This is a genomic window from Micromonospora sp. WMMD734 (genome assembly GCF_049178975.1).
Lineage (GTDB): Bacteria > Actinomycetota > Actinomycetes > Mycobacteriales > Micromonosporaceae > Micromonospora > Micromonospora wenchangensis.
In genome coordinates this window covers 2,780,635-2,797,022 of the sequence record NZ_JBMHMK010000001.1, presented here as the reverse complement: position 1 = coordinate 2,797,022, position 16,388 = coordinate 2,780,635, and the positions used below count along the sequence as shown (strand labels likewise).

General features: G+C 73.0%; 21 protein-coding genes. 13 read left to right on the top strand and 8 right to left on the bottom strand.

Going from position 1 to position 16,388, the window contains the following annotated elements; all coding sequences use genetic code 11:
- Window positions 1-133 precede the first annotated feature (133 nt).
- Complete coding sequence (locus ACN267_RS11920) at window positions 134-457, top strand: PadR family transcriptional regulator (RefSeq protein ID WP_421488652.1); 324 nt, start codon at window positions 134-136, stop codon at window positions 455-457.
- Window positions 454-975, top strand: coding sequence for a PspC domain-containing protein (locus ACN267_RS11915; protein ID WP_281898443.1), 522 nt, complete (start codon window positions 454-456; stop codon window positions 973-975). The genes ACN267_RS11920 and ACN267_RS11915 overlap by 4 nt, the downstream gene beginning before the upstream one ends.
- A 104-nt stretch (window positions 976-1,079) precedes the next feature.
- Here the strand turns inward: ACN267_RS11915 and ACN267_RS11910 are convergent, their stop codons facing one another.
- The 3 genes from ACN267_RS11910 to ACN267_RS11900 form a co-directional block, all read right to left on the bottom strand.
- Window positions 1,080-1,763, bottom strand: coding sequence for a lytic polysaccharide monooxygenase auxiliary activity family 9 protein (locus tag ACN267_RS11910; RefSeq protein WP_204960952.1), 684 nt, complete (start codon window positions 1,761-1,763; stop codon window positions 1,080-1,082).
- Between the two features lie 247 nt (window positions 1,764-2,010).
- On the bottom strand, window positions 2,011-2,586 hold the full coding sequence (locus tag ACN267_RS11905; RefSeq protein WP_421488651.1) for a hypothetical protein: 576 nt from the start codon (window positions 2,584-2,586) through the stop codon (window positions 2,011-2,013).
- A gap of 392 nt (window positions 2,587-2,978) precedes the next feature.
- Window positions 2,979-3,419 carry a YkvA family protein gene (locus ACN267_RS11900; RefSeq protein ID WP_421488650.1) on the bottom strand — a complete coding sequence of 147 codons (441 nt, stop codon included), beginning with the start codon at window positions 3,417-3,419 and terminating at the stop codon, window positions 2,979-2,981.
- 125 nt (window positions 3,420-3,544) lie between these two features.
- Between ACN267_RS11900 and ACN267_RS11895 the strand changes: the two genes are divergently transcribed.
- Window positions 3,545-4,111 (top strand): kinase, encoded by a 567-nt coding sequence (locus ACN267_RS11895; protein ID WP_204960955.1) that lies wholly within the window; start codon window positions 3,545-3,547, stop codon window positions 4,109-4,111.
- Between the two features lie 43 nt (window positions 4,112-4,154).
- Window positions 4,155-4,742 (top strand): nucleotidyltransferase family protein, encoded by a 588-nt coding sequence (locus tag ACN267_RS11890; RefSeq protein WP_421488649.1) that lies wholly within the window; start codon window positions 4,155-4,157, stop codon window positions 4,740-4,742.
- 223 nt (window positions 4,743-4,965) lie between these two features.
- Here the strand turns inward: ACN267_RS11890 and ACN267_RS11885 are convergent, their stop codons facing one another.
- On the bottom strand, window positions 4,966-5,430 hold the full coding sequence (locus ACN267_RS11885) for a DIP1984 family protein (RefSeq protein WP_421488648.1): 465 nt from the start codon (window positions 5,428-5,430) through the stop codon (window positions 4,966-4,968).
- Between the two features lie 117 nt (window positions 5,431-5,547).
- Between ACN267_RS11885 and ACN267_RS11880 the strand changes: the two genes are divergently transcribed.
- The 3 genes from ACN267_RS11880 to ACN267_RS11870 all read left to right on the top strand — a co-directional run bounded on the left by ACN267_RS11880 (window position 5,548) and on the right by ACN267_RS11870 (window position 8,396).
- Complete coding sequence (locus ACN267_RS11880; protein WP_421488647.1) at window positions 5,548-6,786, top strand: hypothetical protein; 1,239 nt, start codon at window positions 5,548-5,550, stop codon at window positions 6,784-6,786.
- 84 nt (window positions 6,787-6,870) lie between these two features.
- A complete protein-coding gene (locus ACN267_RS11875; RefSeq protein ID WP_281898433.1) occupies window positions 6,871-7,515 on the top strand; it encodes a hypothetical protein in 645 nt (214 codons plus the stop codon).
- Entirely contained in the window at window positions 7,512-8,396 is an 885-nt protein-coding gene (locus ACN267_RS11870; protein WP_204960959.1) for a fructosamine kinase family protein, read from the top strand. Before ACN267_RS11875 ends, ACN267_RS11870 begins: the two co-directional genes overlap by 4 nt.
- 24 nt (window positions 8,397-8,420) lie before the next feature.
- On the opposite strand, the gene ACN267_RS11865 is transcribed toward ACN267_RS11870, so the two are convergent.
- Window positions 8,421-8,810 (bottom strand): YybH family protein, encoded by a 390-nt coding sequence (locus tag ACN267_RS11865; protein WP_204960960.1) that lies wholly within the window; start codon window positions 8,808-8,810, stop codon window positions 8,421-8,423.
- 123 nt (window positions 8,811-8,933) lie between these two features.
- Here ACN267_RS11865 and ACN267_RS11860 point away from each other — a divergent pair, with 123 nt between their 5' ends.
- The 5 genes from ACN267_RS11860 (at window position 8,934) to ACN267_RS11840 (ending at window position 12,858) form a co-directional block, all read left to right on the top strand.
- Window positions 8,934-10,442, top strand: a complete 1,509-nt coding sequence (locus ACN267_RS11860; protein ID WP_281898429.1) for an MFS transporter — start codon at window positions 8,934-8,936, stop codon at window positions 10,440-10,442.
- A gap of 13 nt (window positions 10,443-10,455) precedes the next feature.
- Complete coding sequence (locus tag ACN267_RS11855) at window positions 10,456-11,037, top strand: TetR/AcrR family transcriptional regulator (RefSeq protein ID WP_421488646.1); 582 nt, start codon at window positions 10,456-10,458, stop codon at window positions 11,035-11,037.
- Between the two features lie 135 nt (window positions 11,038-11,172).
- Window positions 11,173-11,847 (top strand): hypothetical protein, encoded by a 675-nt coding sequence (locus tag ACN267_RS11850; RefSeq protein WP_281898426.1) that lies wholly within the window; start codon window positions 11,173-11,175, stop codon window positions 11,845-11,847.
- Between the two features lie 214 nt (window positions 11,848-12,061).
- Window positions 12,062-12,472: a hypothetical protein gene (locus tag ACN267_RS11845; protein WP_204960963.1), complete on the top strand. Its 411-nt coding sequence runs from the start codon at window positions 12,062-12,064 to the stop codon at window positions 12,470-12,472.
- 125 nt (window positions 12,473-12,597) lie between these two features.
- Complete coding sequence (locus tag ACN267_RS11840; RefSeq protein WP_204960964.1) at window positions 12,598-12,858, top strand: hypothetical protein; 261 nt, start codon at window positions 12,598-12,600, stop codon at window positions 12,856-12,858.
- Between the two features lie 46 nt (window positions 12,859-12,904).
- On the opposite strand, the gene ACN267_RS11835 is transcribed toward ACN267_RS11840, so the two are convergent.
- Window positions 12,905-13,828 carry a LysR family transcriptional regulator gene (locus ACN267_RS11835; RefSeq protein WP_281898422.1) on the bottom strand — a complete coding sequence of 308 codons (924 nt, stop codon included), beginning with the start codon at window positions 13,826-13,828 and terminating at the stop codon, window positions 12,905-12,907.
- Between the two features lie 71 nt (window positions 13,829-13,899).
- On the opposite strand from ACN267_RS11835, the gene ACN267_RS11830 reads away from it, so the two are divergent.
- Window positions 13,900-14,790, top strand: coding sequence for an NAD(P)H-binding protein (locus ACN267_RS11830; protein WP_204960965.1), 891 nt, complete (start codon window positions 13,900-13,902; stop codon window positions 14,788-14,790).
- Here ACN267_RS11830 and ACN267_RS11825 read toward each other — a convergent pair.
- Both ACN267_RS11825 and ACN267_RS11820 read right to left on the bottom strand, forming a co-directional pair.
- A complete protein-coding gene (locus ACN267_RS11825; RefSeq protein ID WP_421488645.1) occupies window positions 14,780-15,478 on the bottom strand; it encodes a class I SAM-dependent methyltransferase in 699 nt (232 codons plus the stop codon). The two genes, ACN267_RS11830 and ACN267_RS11825, sit on opposite strands and share 11 nt — an antisense overlap.
- Window positions 15,475-16,296 carry a glycosyltransferase domain-containing protein gene (locus ACN267_RS11820; protein ID WP_421488644.1) on the bottom strand — a complete coding sequence of 274 codons (822 nt, stop codon included), beginning with the start codon at window positions 16,294-16,296 and terminating at the stop codon, window positions 15,475-15,477. Before ACN267_RS11820 ends, ACN267_RS11825 begins: the two co-directional genes overlap by 4 nt.
- Window positions 16,297-16,388 lie beyond the last annotated feature (92 nt).

Below are 16,388 nucleotides of genomic sequence, written 5' to 3'. Positions count from 1 at the left end.
GCGGCGGTCGGGCAGCATGCGGAAACCGTAACAACAGCTCCGAGGTCAGCCCGGTCGGACCTCCCGGGGTGGGACGGGCCCTGCCCGAACAACCAACATTGCAACAGGTACCTTGCTGTGGCAAGGTAGCGGCATGCAGGTCGACCCGATGCTCGTCGCGTTGCGGCGCGGCCTGCTCGAACCGCTCGTGCTCGCCGCCGTCGAGTCCCGGCAGCGCTACGCGGCGGAGATCCTCGCCGCGTTGCGGAAGGTGAACTTCCCCGCTCAGGAGGGCACGCTGTATCCGCTGCTGAGCAAGCTCCGGCGGGACGGGTTGGTGCACCACGAGTGGCGGGAGTCGCCGTCCGGGCCGCCCCGCAAGTACGTCCTGCTCACCGACGCCGGCAGGCAGCGGCTCGCCGCGTTCCGGGAGCACTGGAACGACCTGACCCGCATGATCGATTCGGTTGGACGATGACCATGGACGAGCCCACCGCCATCCGCCTCACCGGGCACGCCGCGGCCTATCCCGCCACCCGCGAGGCGTACGCCGCCCTGCGCGGGTATCTCGACGACGCCCGACGTGCGCTGCGCGGCGACCCGGACGCCGACGAGATCGTGCGTGACCTGGAGGCCGCCGTCGGCGACCGGCTGGATCCGGACGGCGACCCGGTGACCGGTGCCCGGATGACCGCGATCCTGGCCGAAATCGGGCCGGTGCGGCCGGCGCACCCCGTGCCGGCCGAGGTCGGGGGAGCGGTACGCGGCCGGTTCTGGTGCCGGATCAGCGAAGGCGGGTGGTTCGGCGGCGTCTGTCTCGGCCTCGCGGCGTACGGCGGATTCCGTGTCGACTGGGTGCGTACCGTCGTGCTGCTGTTGACCCTGGTCACCGGTGGGCTGCTCGCCGTGGCGTACCTCGTCGGGCTGTTCGTGCTTCCCGTCGTCCCGACGGTCGCCGACTACGAACGCCGCCGGGACGCGCCCCGACCCGGCTGAGCCGGGGGCGGCGGGGCCTGCGGGCCGCGCTGGGCCCGGCCGGCCCGGAAGCGGACCCGGCCCAGGGCGGGCAGCCCTGGGCCGGATGAGTGGCGCGTCGTCGATCAGGCGATCTTGATGTCGCTGCACCACATGTAGGTCTGGTCCGCGTGCGACGCCTTCCAGATGAAGAACAGGACGTGGCTCCCGGAACGCGACGACGGGATCGAGACGTTGAACGAGATGTTCTGTGCCGGCGCGTACCGCCCGGTCGTGGTGATCAGGTCGAGGTTGCCCCACCCGACCGTCTGGGTGGCCGGGTTGAACCCCTGCTTGGTGACGTAGACCCGGAAGAAGTCCGCACCGTGGCTGGCCTGGTCGTACATCTGGACCGTGAGGTTGCGGCTGACGGTGGTCGCCTTCCACGCCCCGGCCTTGTTCAGCGAGTTGTTCCGGGACAGGGCGTTGCTGCACAGCTGCCCGTCCGGGGTGCTGGGCTGGTACTGGCCGGCCAGGCCGTCGCGCAACGCGCTCATCCAGTTCCACATGGTGTCCGGATTGGCCTGCCACGCCTGCCAGCACATCGGGTCCTGCTGCTGCATGGCCGGGTTGGTGTGCTGGCTGCCCCAGGTCTGCCAGCACTGGTACGCCCGGGTCGCCGGGTTGATGATCGTCCCGTGCGCCTGGGCGGGGCTGGTCATGGGCAGCGTACCGACCACCATGGCGAACATCAGGACGAGCGCCTGGAGGGACCGGCGGACGGTGGACCGGGGACGTCCGCCGGATTGGTCGGACTGGTGTGAACGCACTGTTCATCCTCCATTCGTCGGTACGAGACATCGGGAGGCGAATGCTCCCGAATCCACTGTGGCACCAATAGCTACAAATATCAATGTTGATCGATATTTAGTGGGATTGGATCGAGCTGTCGGATCTGGTCGAGCTGTCCGGGATCACCGGATCGGTCGACGGGCACGACGGACCGGGGACACGGCATCACCGCAGATCGGGTGCCGGGTCCGGTGGCCGGAGACGACTGCTAGGCCGCCGGGGGCGTCACAGCTTGGCGGCGGCGTCGTAGCGGCGACGCAGGTCGGCCATCTCGGTCGCGCCGAGCGACTCCTGCTGCGCCATCGTGGCGTACGCGGGCGGGAACATCTCCCGCAGCCGGTCGACGAACCTGACCTCCGCGGTCGCCTCGACGACCCGGATGCCCGGGGGATCGGTGGACATGTCCATGATCAGCGGGCCGGCCAGCTTGACCGCCACGTCCCAGGGGCGCTTCTGCTCGGCGATCCCGCACAGGTGGAAGCCGTACACCGTCTTGACGTCGGCGAACGTGGCGGCCCCGGCCGGCTCGTAGCCGTAGACGCGGACCCCGCAGATCACCGGCGGCTTCTCCGCGCCGGCACCCTGCTGGGCGTCGTGCCCGGCATGCTGGTGCTGGGCCGGGTCCGCCCGCTCCAGCGTGGTACGCATCCGGGCCGTGATCTGCGCCGGCAGGTCCGCCGGCTGCGCACTTGTGCCGCCCCGGTTGGCCAGCACGACCGTGCCGACCGACACCACCAGCAGGATCACGGCCACCCACACCAGGCGGTGCCGGTACCACGCGGAACTCTCAGCGGAACTCATCGCTTCTCACCTCGTCGCCGGTTCTGATGCTGGCGGACCGTCCGTGGCCCGGGGCGTCGAACGCGCCGTCGTCGGGGACATGTGCCAGGGGTGCGCAGGGCAGGTGCGGATGCCTGCCCGGCGGAATGCCCGTCGTCAGGGCGATGGCCCGGCGCGGTGACGTGCCGGTGCCCGCCAGGATGGCGTGCGACCCGTACCGCGGTGCTCCCGTGCTGTGGCCGTGCTCAGCACGGTTGCCCCCGTGCTGCGGCGATATGGGCCATTCCAACACGTCTGGAGCCGCTCTTGCAACATTGACGGGTGTCAGTGGGGGTTCCGCCCGATCGTCTCCGCAGGTGAGAGCGCCGGAATCGATTCCCCACGCCCCGTCATCCGGTGAACGGCCGCGCCCGTCATCCGGGGCCGGCGTCGCCCGGGCCGTGGTCGCTGCCGGCATGGCGTACGCCCGTCAGTCGGCACAGGGCGGCGAAACCGTCCTCCGTACCCGGCCAGTGCCGGCGCAGCGCCCCGACACCCGCCCTGCGGACCACCGAGCGCAGCACCGCGACGACGAGGATCGCGTCGTCGGCGTACCCGAGGACCGGGACGAAGTCCGGGATCAGGTCGACCGGGATGACCAGGTACGCCAGCAGCAGGCCCAGGCGTACCCGGACGCCGCGCGGCAGGGTCCTGTCCCCGGCCAGCCGCCGCAGCAGCCGCACCAGATCGGGCAGGACCCGCAGCGCCTCGGTCAGCAACGGGCCCTGCGGTCGTACGATCAGCAGACCGACCAGCAACGCCACCCACGAGACCGCAACCGCGACCGCGCCACCGACCAGGATGTCCGCGACCATCCGCGCCGCCCCCCTTCCGCCGCACCCGCCCGCGCGGCCAGGGCATCGTCGCAGAGTCCCGGCGGGCCCACCGGTCGGGGTGACGCCGGTGGCCGACCGGCCGACCCCCGGGGAGGACCACCGCGATGGACGAGGTGATCCCGACCGGCAGCGACCGGACGATCCTGATCGCCGTCCGGGGGAACTCCGGGGCGGGCAAGAGCAGCATCGCCCGGCAGATGCGGCTGCGGCACGGTCGCGGCTGCGCCCTGGTCGAGCAGGACTACCTGCGGCGGGTCGTGTTACGGGAACGGGACAGGCCGGGCGGGCTCGCGCCCACCCTGATCGGGCAGACGGTCCGGCTGGCCCTCGACCACGGCTACCACGTGATCCTCGAAGGAATCCTCCACACCGCCCGGTACCGGCGGATGCTCACCGCGCTGCGCGACGGCCACCGGGGCAGGACGGTGTTCGTCTATCTCGACGTGTCGCTGCCCGAGACCCTGCGACGACACGAGACGCGTCCGCAGGCCACCGAGTTCACCGCCGACGACATGCGGGGCTGGTATACCCCGCGTGACCTGCTCGGATACGACGACGAGATGGTCCTGCCCGAGACGACCCCGCTTCAGGAGGCGGTCCGGCGGATCGCCGCCACCGCCGGGCTGCCCCTGACCGGGGGCGACGCCGATTTCCTCCCGGTGCGGCCCTGACCACCCACCGTCCCCGTCCACGCGCTGCTCCTAGGCTGGTCGGGTGCGCGAGGACGAACTACGGGACCTGCTCCGCGGCAGCGGGTGGTTGATGCGGGCGCTGCGGGTGGTCCGAGACACCGGCCTACCCGACGCGTGGATCGGGGCAGGGGTGGTGCGGGACCTCGTCTGGGGCCGCCGCTACGGCGACGGCTTCGAACCGTCGTCGGTACGGGACGTCGACGTGGTCTTCCTCGACCCGACGGACCTGACCCGTGCCAACGACGACCGGGCCACCGCGCGACTGGTGACGGCCTGGCCGCAGCCGCCGTGGGAGGCGAAGAACCAGGCCGCCGTGCACACCTGGTACCCGGCGACGTTCGGCGGCGACCCGGTGGCCCCGCTGCGGACGATCGCCGAGGCGGTCGCCACCTGGCCCGAGTACGCCACCGCCGTCGCGGTACGCCTGCGCGCCGACGACACGATCGCCGTCTGCGCGCCGTACGGCCTGGACGACCTGCTCGACGGGGTGTGGCGGCACAACCCGACCCGGGCCGGCCGCGAGGTGTCCCGACGTCGGCTCGCCCGCCAGCGTCCGGTGGCACGCTGGCCCGGCGTACGGGTGGTCGACCCGGCCGCCGATGACCGGTGAGCGGGTTGCGGAGGTCCCCTGTCCCACCCTCGCCGTCGTGGATCTGCACCCGGTGGTGTGCCGTGCCCTGTGCGCCGTCACCTGTGTGCTGTGCTGGGCATGCGGTGTAAGGCCGGGGAATCGAACCCCCGCGCCTGCCCTCGGCGCACCAGGAGTGAGCCGGAATACCCGCCGGCCCTCGGGTTCGTGCACGCCTCCACGTCGGCTACCTGCTCCGCAACCGTCAGTCCAGCAGGTCGACCTCCCAGTTGGCCCGCTGGATCAGCGTGTCGACCTCGCGGATCTGCCGGGCGAGGTCGTCGGCCTGGCCACGTAGTTGCGCCACCGGCAGCGCCGGGATCATCCTCAGCTCCGACCGTAGCTGCCGGAATCCCCGCTGACCCTCACCGGCGGCGGCGTTGGCCGCGGAGGTGACCACGCCGTGCCGCAGCCGGAGCACGTCGCGGCGGGCCAGGGCGTCGGTGAGCGTGCCGCCGTCGACCACGGTGGCGGCGTTGGTGCGGTTGATCCGCCGGATCAGTGTCTCCAGCTCACCGAGCACCCCGTCGGCCTCGGTCAGCAGCGCCGCCGCGTCCTCGGCCGGTGTCTCGCCCTCCTGGAACCGGGCACTGGCCACGATGCGGGCACGGAGTTGCTCGGCTCGGCGCGCCGCATCCGCGCGCAACGCCAGGGCCTCGGCGAGCTTCATGCCCGCCAGTATGCCCGGCGAAGATCACCGCCGCCGCCCATTTCGCCGGCGCCGGGGGAGACCGCGACGCCGACCGACCCCGGGGAAACGTCAGGGTGGCTGGGTACGATGCCCGGCGTGCCTCTCCCCGCGGACCTGCGTGACCTGCTGAAAGACCCGTCGTTCTGGTCGGCCTACGACCGTTGCGACGGCGATGACGGTGATGACGACGACGAGCGCTGGGAGGACCATCCCGGGTGGACGCTGACCGCCGACGTCGGCGACGGTCACACCCTCGTCCTGGAGATCGACATCGATCTCGGCATGGTCAACCTCGGGGTGTGCCCGCCCGGTGTGAACGAGCCGCTGCAGCTCGGCTGGGACGACGACGCGCACCCCTTCCCGCACGCCCTGCGCTGGGACGAACTGGACCTGATCGCCCGGGCCGTCGCCCTGCGGGACCCGGACCTGCCGCATCCCGGCCCGCTGCTGGCGCTGGCCAGCCGGTTCGTGCTGCTCGGCGAGCACGACGACCTCGACGCGGTCACCCCGTTGCTGGCCGCCGCCTTCGGAACCGGCCCCGACGCCGCCGCCTACTGGCCGACGGTCCGTTCCTGGCTGTACCGGTGCGACGGGCGCGGCAGGGGCGTCACCTGGCAGCGCGACGACGCCGGCAACTGGACCGTCGAGCAGGATGAGGAACAGGGCGGCGACTTCACGCTCTACAGCCTGCGTGGACCGGAGTCGGAGTTCCCGTTCGACGCCTGGCGTGACCTGCTCGCCGCCGCCGGGCGTACCGTCGCCGACGCCGTGCCCGCGTCGGCGCCGGACGCCCTCGGTGACCTGCCGGCCCGGGCCGTCGCCGGCCGCGACCTGAGCCTGGCCGCGCAGACCGGCCGGGTGCTCGCCGCCGCCGGCGTCGGGCATCCGGTGCTCCTGCGCGGGCTCGCCGAACCAGCGAACCCCGCCGAGGTCTGCTGGATCCTCGAAACGGTCACCGGCGCGGCGCAGGGCTCCCTCGTCGCCCGGTGGTTCGGCCCGAGTGCGCTGCGCGCGGCCCGCCGCCACCGGCTGAGCCTGCACCTGGAGGTCGGCGGACGGCCCGATCCACGCGGGTACGCCACCACGGTGACCCGCGACCTCGACCGGGCGCTGCGCGACCGGGGACTGGGCCACGCCGGGCAGACCGGCAGCAGCATGCGCCGGGACGCCTCCGGCGGCTACGTCATCCACGCCGTCAGCGTGGACATCGCGGTCTTCGACGATCTTGCCGCCGGCACCGACCTCGTCCGGGACACGCTGCTGCGCCACGATCCGACGCCGGAGACCGTGCTGCGCCACCACGGGGGCACCGATGCCGTGGTGGCGCTGTGGTGACCCCGGCGGGTCGACAAACGGCCGACCCGCCGCCCGCCGGACGGCACTATGCTGCGACCAGTCCCCGTCGAGCAGGGAGATGACGTGTCGCGTCGTACCGGTAGGCCCTCGTATCTGCTGGCCGCGTCGCCACCGCCCCGCCGCCGGCTGTCCCGGCTCGCCGTCGTCGCCGCGATCGGGCTCGTCGTCGCCCTCGTCGGTGGCGGCATCGGCTATGCGGTAGGTCGACCGGACGCCACCGAGTCGACGATCGCCGACCTGCGCCGGGCCGAGGCGAAGCGGGACGCCCAGCAGATCACCGAGCTGACGGCCACCGCCCGACGCCTCCGCGACGAGATCACCCCCGTGCTCGACGCCCTGCGGGCCGAGCCGACCGCCGACCCGCAGCAGGCACGCCAGTGGCAGCAGACCCTGCTGCGGGCGGCGGAGCCGTTCGCCAACCCGCCGTCGGGCAGCACGGCGACCAACGTGGCGCGCGGTGGCCTGCGCGGCGCGGTGGAACAGACGTCCCTGGCCGTCGAGTCGTACCTGCTCGCGGTCACCGGGCCACCGGCGCAGCGGGCGGCGCTGACGGCACTGGCGAAACGGCAGGCGGAGCAGGCCGCCGCCGCCTGGTCCGTCGCCGCCACCCAACTCGATCAGGTCAACGTCGACGCCGGCCACGGCCACCAGCACGTCTATCTGGACGGCGACCAGCACGACGGTGCCGAGGAGGGCACCGGCGGGTGACCGGGGCGACGCAACTGCTCGCCGAACGGTTGCTGCGGGCCGGGATCGGTGACGTCGTCACCGTCGAGCCGGTGAACGGTGGCCTCGCCGCGCTCGCCGGGATCGCCCACCGCAGGGACGCGCCGCCGGTCTTCGTCAAGACCTTCGCCGAAGCCCCCGGCGGCGACGCCTTCGGCGCGGAGGCCGAGGGGCTGACGGCCCTGCGGGAGCAGGGCGGGCTGGCCACCCCCGACGTGCTCGTGGCGAACCACGAACTGCTGGTGCTGTCGCTGCTGTCGCCGAGGCCGCCGGACGGGGCGTTCTGGGAGCGGTTCGCGCACGCGCTGGCGCATCTGCACACCAGCACCGTCCACCCCCGCTTCGGCTGGCACCGGGACAACTGGTTGGGGCGTCGTCGGCAGGTCAACACCTGGGCCGACGACGGCTTCACCTTCTTCGCCGAGCACCGCCTGCTGCGCTGGCTGGATGAGCCGAGGGTCCGGGCCGCGCTCGACGCCGCCGACCGGGCCGCGGTGCAACGGCTGTGTGCCCGGCTGCCCGAGCTGCTGCCGGACCGGCCGGCCTGCCTGACGCACGGCGACCTGTGGTCGCAGAACGTACTGTCCGACGGGTCGGGGCGGGCGGCGTTGATCGACCCGGCGGTGTCGTACCTGTGGGCCGAGGTGGACCTGGCGCACCTGTGGACCACGGCGGCCCCACCGGAGTCGGATCGGTTCTTCGCCGTCTACGCCGAGCTGACCGGCCTCGACGCCGACTGGCGGGACCGGATGCCGATCATCCAGCTGCGGCAGCACCTGGCGGTGCTGGCCCAGTTCGACGACGACTGGGGTGCCGCCGACACGATCCGGGCCACCCTGGCCCCGTTCCGGTCGCGGGCCTGACCGACCCGGGCCCGGCGCTCCCCGTCACGACTGCGGCACCCCGGGCGGCTGCCGGTCCGGCCAGAACGGCCATTCCTCGAACGACCGGCACCTGCCGTCGTCGGCGAAGCGCATCACCCACAGGTCGCGGTACTCCTGCGTGACCGGGTCGCCGTAGTGCACCTCGTGGCGGGACACGGCGGTGTCGCCGTCGACCGCGACGACCGTGCTGGTCATCCGAAAGACCTCGTCGGGGCCGTCGCGCTGTTCCTCCCACATCCGGGCGATGGCCGGCAGGCCCACCACGGGGGTCAGATAGGGCCCCTGCTGGTAGCTCGCGTCCTCGGTGAAGAGCGTGACCAGGGTGTCCGTACCCGGCGTGCGCCAGGCCTGCTCGTAACCGACGAGCCAGTCGTCGACCTGCTTCCTGTCCATGTGCCCCACCCTGCCACCCGACCGGTCCCCGTGCCCGGGTTGCCCGCGCTCCGACGGGCCGGCAGCCGGGGGTGCGGCAGGTCACCCTGACGAACTGTACCGGCTGGTCGGTACAGTTCCGGCGTGATCACGTCCTCGACCCCGGTTTCCGCTCCGGTGCTGTCCACCCGCCGCCGGTGGGCGGCACTGGCCGTGCTGGCCGCGGCGGTGCTGCTGCTCGCCGTCGACGGGACGGTGCTCTCGCTGGCGGTTCCGGCGCTGACCGCGAGCCTGACGCCGACCGCGGAACAGGTCCTCTGGATCGGTGACGTCTACTCGCTGACCCTGGCGGGGCTGCTGGTGCTGATGGGCAACCTGGCCGACCGGTTCGGGCGCAAGCGGGTCCTGCTGGTCGGTTCGGTGGCGTTCGGCGCGGCGTCGCTGCTGGCCGCGTTCGCCCCCAGCGCACCGGCGCTGATCGGGGCCCGGCTGCTGCTCGGCGTGGCCGGCGCGACGCTGATGCCGTCCACCCTGTCGCTGATCCGCAACATCTTCACCGACAGCGGGGAACGGACCCGGGCCATCGCCATCTGGTCCACCGCCTTCGGCGCCGGGTCGGCGGTCGGGCCGCTGGTGGGCGGGTTCCTGCTGGAGCACTTCTGGTGGGGCTCGGTGTTCCTCATCAACGTGCCGGTGATGGTCCTGGTGGTGGTCTCCGGCGTGCTACTGCTCCCGGAGTCCCGCGACCCGCGACCGGGCCGCTTCGACGTGCTCTCCGCGGTGCTGTCCATGGCGGCGGTCGTGCCGCTGGTGTATGCCGTCAAACACGTGGTCGGGGCTGGCGTCGACGGCGTGACGGTGTCCTGCCTGCTGGTCGGCGTGACCGCCGGGGTGTTGTTCGTGCGGCGGCAGCGGCGGCTGGAACAGCCCATGCTCGACGTCGAGCTGTTCGGCAACCCGGCGTTCCTCGGGGCGGTCGTCGCCAACGTCATCGCCATCTTCGCGCTGGTCGGCATGCTGTTCTTCTTCTCGCAGTACCTCCAGTTCGCCAGGGGGTTCGGCCCGTTGCAGGCGGGCCTGGCCGAGTTGCCCGCGACCCTGGCCTCGATCGTCGTCGTCGTGATCATCGCCGCGGTGGTTGCCCGGTTCGGCCGGGGCCGGGCCATCGCGCTCGGCCTGGGCCTGGCCGCCGCAGGGCTGGCCGGGGTGGCGGTCGCCGCGCACGCGCCGTACCTGTGGCTCGGGTTGGCGCTCGTGCCCATCGGCCTCGGCATCGGGCTGGCGATGACCCTGACCGGCGACGCCATCATCTCGGCCGCACCCCCGCGCAAGGCCGGTTCCGTCTCGGCGATCACCGAGACCGCCAACGAACTCGGCGTGGTGCTGGGCATCGCGGTGCTGGGCTCCCTGCTGTCACTGGTCTACCGGCACGCGGTGAGCGTTCCGTCCGGTCTGCCGGCCGCCGACGCGGCCCGGGTCCGTGACTCGCTGGGCTCGGCGTTGCAGGTGCTGCCGCCGCAGGCCGCCGCCGGGGCGCGGGACGCGTTCATCACCGGCGTGCAGGTCACCTCGTCGCTCGCCGCGGCGCTGACCCTCGGCGCGGCGGTGCTGGCCTGGGTGCTCATCCCCTCACCGCGTCCCACGCGGCCGTAGGTACGGTGTCGCCGTGGGACGCACAGCCGGCCGGTCGCCGCAGGACACCCGACGTGCCCTGCTGGACGCCGCCGCGGACGTCGTCCGCGCCCGGGGGATCCACGCCTCGCTGGACGACATCGCCCGCTTCGCCGGCGTGTCCAAGGGCGGCCTGATCTACCACTTCGCCAGCAAGGACGACCTGATCCTGGAACTGGCCCGCGACCAGCTCGCCTCCTTCCAGGCCGGCATCGACGCCGCGCTGGACCCCACGGACACCGCACCGGGACGGCTGACCCGGGCCTACCTACGCGCGTCGGTCGCCCCCGCCGACGACGACGCCGCCGTACGCGCCTCGATGGCGCTGGTCACCCAGCTCATGACGCTGCCCGCGGTCGCCGAACTCGCCCGCGCCGACGCGGAACGGCTGGCGGGAGCCCTCGCCGCCGACGGGCTGCCCGCCGACGTGCTGGCGCTCGTGGTCGCGGCGGCGGACGGCATGGGAAGCGCGCCCCTGTGGGGGGCCCCGACGCACACCCCGGCCCACCGACGACTGCTGGAACGGCTGCTGCACCTGACCCGGCACCCGCACCTGTGGGAGACGCTCATGCCCTGAGCCGGGCGACCGGCACGGCCCGTCACGGTCGCGACGTCGGCGGCTGTCGACGTCCCGCCGCAGGCGGTATCCTCATCCACTCTCGTCGATCGGCGAGGTGGTTTCGTTCCGCTCCGCACACCCTTCGGAGGCACGATGAGGTTCCGCATCGCCCGTACGCTCGGCGCACTCGCGCTCGTGCTGGGAGCCGTCGCCGTACCGGCGACCCCGGCCGCCGCGCACGACACCGCCGACGCGATCGGGGTCTACCCGCCGATCCAGGACTCGTCCACCTGGAACAGGTTCGGCGGGTCCGGGCCGGCCAACCACCACATCGTGTTCGGCAACTGGGGCTACACCAACGACTGGGCGGTCGACATCTACCGCAACCCGGGGGCCACCGTGGTCTCCCCGTTCGGCACCAAGACCGCGGCCGGGCACCCGGTCGCGGTCACCGTGGTCACCGTCCGGCCGGGCTGCGCGACCGGCAACCTCGCCGACGGCGGCTACCGGATCGGGCTGGAGGCCCGGGACACCACGACCGGCGGGGTCGTCGGCCGGGCGGACGTGATGCACGTGAACAACAAGCCCGGCGGTGTGGTCGTCGGCGCCTCGGTCGGCCCGTGGACCAAGCTCGGCGAGACCGGCCGGTTCCGGTACTCCAGCTGCTACCAGGTCAACGGGGACAGCGGCGCGCACATCCACCTTGAGGTGATCAACCAGCACCGGTACTCCTGCTACGTCAACCGTGCCGCCGACACCGCCCTGACCGACCTGACCGTGGTCGGCCGGATCGGCGTCCACTACTCCGGCCAGCGCGCCGCCTGCTGACGACGGCCGGCGGCGCGACGACCGGTCCGCCACCGACGGTCGGCGTCGCCACCGCCCGCCGGGCCGGGTCCGTGCCGGACGCTGTCGGTTGGTCGGCAGTGTCCGGGCACGGACAGTAGCCGCCATGTGACGAGGGGTCCCGCCCATGATGGGTCACGTCGACGTGCCGTCGCGACAGGCCGGCGGACGGGACACCCCGGTCAGGAGGATGGGCATGCCGTTCGAGGTCGACTTCAACTGGGCATCGCAGGCCGTCATCGAGACGGTGGCGGTGCCGTTCCCGTCCCTGGAGACGCCACCCGGCGTGGTCGTCGCCGATCCCGCGGTCCCGCAGTTGGCGTTCCAGCACTCCGGCCCGGTGACGGTCACGATGCTCGGCAGCGGCCGGTGGAACCGCGACAGCAGCTACCGGTTCAACGCCGGCTGCAACCAGGAACCGCACCACGCGGCGGCGATCGGGGAGGTCGGGGTGCTCGCCGCCACGGAGGCGCAGCGGTTGGAGGACTGGTTCCTCCAGCGGTATCCGACCTCCAACCCGGTGGTGCTGAAGGACGGTGGGAAGTGGAACCTCACCCTCAAGCGCAACGGTGCGGTCTTCAACTTCCACGTCGGCGTCCACGACTGACACCTCCCGTACGGCCCGGCCGCCCCGCGCCGCCCTCCCGGGGGTTGGCCGAACGGTGGATCAGCGATCGGCCACTGTGGATCTACGATCGGTCGCAGTCCCGTCACCCCTGCGGAAGGACCCCCATGCCCCAGCCGATGCGCCGCCGGTTCACCCGACTCGCGGTGGTCGCCACCGCGGCTGCCGCCGTCAGTTTCACCGTCCAGCCGGCCCCGGCCGCCGCCGTGCCGTGGGACTGGAACGGGGCCTTCGCCACGTACGAGGAGTGCGAGCAGTGGCGCATCGACGCCAGCTACTGGGGCGAGGTCGCCAACAGCTGCGTCTACCGCACCCTGCCCGACAGCCAGTACAACGGCTGGTACTTCCGGGCCTCGATCGCGGGCTGAGAGCCCCGGTTGCCTGTTGCCCGGCCTGACGGCTCTGGTCGGCCGGTCAGGGGACGACCCGCACCTGTCCGGAGTCGGTCGCCCCGGTCGCCCGCAGCGTACAGGCGTCGGCCGGGCGGTCAGCGGCGACGGCGGTGGCGATCCGGACGAACGCCGCCACCGCCAGCGAATGCGAATGCTGCGGCCAGGCCACCGCGAAGGCCGCCTCCGGCGCGTCCTCGACCGGCCGCCAGGTCAACTGCGGCCGGGCGTTGCGCGCGGCCACCGAGGCGGGCAACAGCGCGACCATCCGTCCGAGTTCGATCTGCCGCAGCATCTGCACCATGTCCCCGAACGGCGGCCGCTGCTCCCCGTGCCGTACGTAGACGTGCGCGCCGGGGACCGCCGGCCGGTGGCCCGTCTCGACGTCGGCCAGCCGCAGCCGGGGTGACCCGGCGAGCGGGTGACCGGCCGGCAGCGCCAGCAGTTGCGGCTCCCGCAGCAGTGGCTCGACGTCCAGCCCGTCGGTGTCGAACGGCTCGACGACGATCGCCACGTCGGCCTCGCCCGCACGCAGCAGCCGGGGCTGTTCCCGCCAGCCGGTGAACACGACCTCGACCGGCACCGCCGCCGGCTCGGTGGCGTACGCCGCGAGCACGTCCTCCAGCAGCCCCGCCTCGACGTCGGCCTTCACCGCGAGCACCAGCCTGCCGTCAGTCACCCCGGCCGCCCGGCGGGCCCGCAGGGTGGCGGCGTCGAGCGCGACGAGCGCCGCCCGCGCGTCGGCCAGGAGCAGCGCGCCCACCTCGGTGAGGCGGACGCTGCGGGTGGTGCGCGCGAACAGCCGTACGCCGAGGTCCGTCTCCAGGCCGGCGACCGCCCTGGACAGCGCCGGTGCGGCGATGCCGAGCCGGCGGGCCGCCCGGGTGAAGTTGAGTTCCTCGGCGACGGCCACGAAGTAGCGCAGCGCCCTCGACTCCACGTGATTCATGCCCCCAGGTTAATGATCGCGCCCGAACCGGTCCTTCTCACCATGACGCCCACCGCGTGACGATGGGCGTCATGATCGTCGTCACGACCCCCACGGGCACCATCGGTGCCGCCGTAGCCGCCCGTCTGCACGCCACCGGCGCGCCGCTGCGCCTCGTCGCCCGCGACCCCGCCCGCCTGCCCGAGCACCTGCGCACCGACGCCGAGGTGGTCGCCGGCTCCCACGCCGACCCCGCCGTGCTCGACACCGCGCTGGCCGACGCCGGGGCGCTGTTCGTGCTCGTGCCGCCCGACTACACCGCCCCGGACGTGACCGAGCACTACCTCCGCTTCGCCCGCCCGATCGCGGCCGCCGTCCGGGCCCACGGCGTATCCCGGGTCGTCGCGGTCTCCTCACTCGGCCGCGGCTTCACCGGCCCGTCGGGGCTGCTCGCGGCGGCCTGGGCGATGGACTCGGCGCTGGAGGACAGCGGGGCCGCCTACCGCTCCCTTCAGCCACCGTTCTTCATGGAGAACCTGCTGCGCCAGGTCGATCTGATCCGCGACGAGGGCAGGTTCGTGCTCCCCGCCGACCCCGACGCGCCGCTGCCCGCCGTCGCCACCGCCGACATCGCCGCCGCGGCCACGGCACTGCTCACCGACCGCACCTGGACCGGCCGGGCCGGCGTCCCCGTCCGGCAGCCCGTCGACCACACTCCCCGCGAGCTGGCACAGATCATCTCCGAGACGCTCGGCCGCCCGGTCACCTACCACCGGGCCACGTTCGAGGACCACCGTGCCCGGTACACGGCGGCCGGAGCCAGCCCGGCGGTCGTCGACGCCATGGTCGAGATGGCCCGCGCGCAGGCCGCCGGCGTCTACCCGCCCGCGCCCGGCGGGGACGGCGGGACCACCTTCCGGCAGTGGTGCGCGTCGACGCTCGCGCCCGCCGTCGCGCAGCGGCAGGCCCCGCTCACACCGTGAACGCGGGACCGGGGCGGCCGATGCCGATCCGACCGTTGGTCGGGCGGTGCTCGAACGTCACCCCCAGTTCCTCCTCCCAGCACCGCATGATGTCCTGCTCACCCTGCCGGTCGATGTCGTCGAGCACGACGGCGAAATCCTCGGCGAGCAGCGGCGCGAAGAAGGGACCGGCGGGATACCTGGCGTGCGCGTACCCGCTCTGGTGGGCGGGCGGCCCGTCGACGAGCAGCAGGTCGACGGGGCGGCCCGCGGTCATCTCCCGCAGCCGCTCCGGCGCGTACCAGGTCGACTCCTCGCCCGGCCACGACGCCGGCACCGACGTCAGCGGGGCGTGCACCACGGTCACCACGTCGGCCAGGCCCTCGTCGGCCAGCTCCTGACCGAGCAGGTCCGCCCAGCGCCCGTCGTGCTCCACCGTCCACAGGTGCCCGCCGCGCTGCCGCAGCAGCCGGCCGAGATAGAAGGTGGAGACCCCGCCGCCCAGTTCGACGACGCACCGCCGCCGGTTCACCATGATCTCGTTGAGCACCGCGACGACCCCGCTCGGGCGCATGGCGCTCGCGCTCCACGGCAGGTACGTCAGTGACAGCGGAGCCAGCGCCTGCATGGCCAGCAGGTCGTTGCGCTGGAGTTCGTTGCGTTGCAGCGACGGACGGTGGCGCTGCTCGTACTCCGGTCGCGCGGTCACCGTGCCACCATCCCCACCAGCCAGGAGGGCAGCAGATCCTCGTCGAGCAGGTCGAGGACCACCGTCTTGGCCAGGGTGGAGGCGAAGTGCACCTGGGCCGCCCCGCTGGGCGTGCGCAGCCGCGACAGGAGCCGGGAGCGTTCCCGCCGGTAGCTGGCCGACTGCCTGCCGTGGGTGCGGAAGTCGTCGGTCCAGCGGTTCAGCTCGCAGAAGTTGCTGACCCTGGGCGCGAAGTTCTCGAACAGGACGGCCCCGTGGTCGAGCCCGACGGTGTCCGGTTCGAGGAGCTGCACGAGGGTCCAGTAGTACTGGTCGCTCGTGCCGTGCAGCCGGTCCGTGTCGACCTGGTGCGCCCGCAGCCGGTTCAGCAGCGGGAAACGCCCGCTCGGGGGGTCCGGATACGCCGCGCACAGGGCCAGGAGGTCACCGGCGGGCCCGAGGAAACCGCCGCTGTTGAGATACGGGTACGGGCCGACGGGCGGGTCCTCGTGCAACGCGAGACCGACGGGGCCCATCGGCCAGCTGTTCGGCTCGGCGCTGAACACCACCCGTTGCGGGAAACCCGCGTACGCCGTGCGGATGTACTGCTCCCCGCGCAGCAGGAGCGTGTCGTACGCGTCGGTGAACAGCACCAGCTCGTCTGGTGCCACGTGCCGGGCGAGGTAGTCGGTCAGCAGCGCCCGCTTGTCCCGGGGCCGGAACCCCTTCTGCCGTCCTTCCAGGACGACCAGTTCGAGCCCCACCGCCGCGCAGGACGGCTCCAGCAGCCGCCGCAGGAAGGGGTGGTCGAGGTCGGTGGCGATGGTGATGACCCGCATGGTCGGCGTCCAATCGTGCTGGTGGTTCGTGCCGTTGGACCGCACCGGATGCGCCCTGGTGCCCGACCTGTGGGCCGGGACGGACCGGCTGT

What these genes read in the sequence shown, in the direction of transcription:
- ACN267_RS11920 (WP_421488652.1), top strand. Translation starts at nt 134, where the DNA reads ATGCAGGTCGACCCGATGCTCGTCGCGTTGCGGCGCGGCCTGCTCGAA.
- ACN267_RS11915 (WP_281898443.1), top strand. Translation starts at nt 454, where the DNA reads ATGACCATGGACGAGCCCACCGCCATCCGCCTCACCGGGCACGCCGCG.
- ACN267_RS11905 (WP_421488651.1), bottom strand. Translation starts at nt 2,586, where the DNA reads ATGAGTTCCGCTGAGAGTTCCGCGTGGTACCGGCACCGCCTGGTGTGG.
- ACN267_RS11900 (WP_421488650.1), bottom strand. Translation starts at nt 3,419, where the DNA reads ATGGTCGCGGACATCCTGGTCGGTGGCGCGGTCGCGGTTGCGGTCTCG.
- ACN267_RS11895 (WP_204960955.1), top strand. Translation starts at nt 3,545, where the DNA reads ATGGACGAGGTGATCCCGACCGGCAGCGACCGGACGATCCTGATCGCC.
- ACN267_RS11885 (WP_421488648.1), bottom strand. Translation starts at nt 5,430, where the DNA reads ATGAAGCTCGCCGAGGCCCTGGCGTTGCGCGCGGATGCGGCGCGCCGA.
- ACN267_RS11865 (WP_204960960.1), bottom strand. Translation starts at nt 8,810, where the DNA reads ATGGACAGGAAGCAGGTCGACGACTGGCTCGTCGGTTACGAGCAGGCC.
- ACN267_RS11850 (WP_281898426.1), top strand. Translation starts at nt 11,173, where the DNA reads ATGAGGTTCCGCATCGCCCGTACGCTCGGCGCACTCGCGCTCGTGCTG.
- ACN267_RS11845 (WP_204960963.1), top strand. Translation starts at nt 12,062, where the DNA reads ATGCCGTTCGAGGTCGACTTCAACTGGGCATCGCAGGCCGTCATCGAG.
- ACN267_RS11840 (WP_204960964.1), top strand. Translation starts at nt 12,598, where the DNA reads ATGCCCCAGCCGATGCGCCGCCGGTTCACCCGACTCGCGGTGGTCGCC.
- ACN267_RS11835 (WP_281898422.1), bottom strand. Translation starts at nt 13,828, where the DNA reads ATGAATCACGTGGAGTCGAGGGCGCTGCGCTACTTCGTGGCCGTCGCC.
- ACN267_RS11830 (WP_204960965.1), top strand. Translation starts at nt 13,900, where the DNA reads ATGATCGTCGTCACGACCCCCACGGGCACCATCGGTGCCGCCGTAGCC.
- ACN267_RS11820 (WP_421488644.1), bottom strand. Translation starts at nt 16,296, where the DNA reads ATGCGGGTCATCACCATCGCCACCGACCTCGACCACCCCTTCCTGCGG.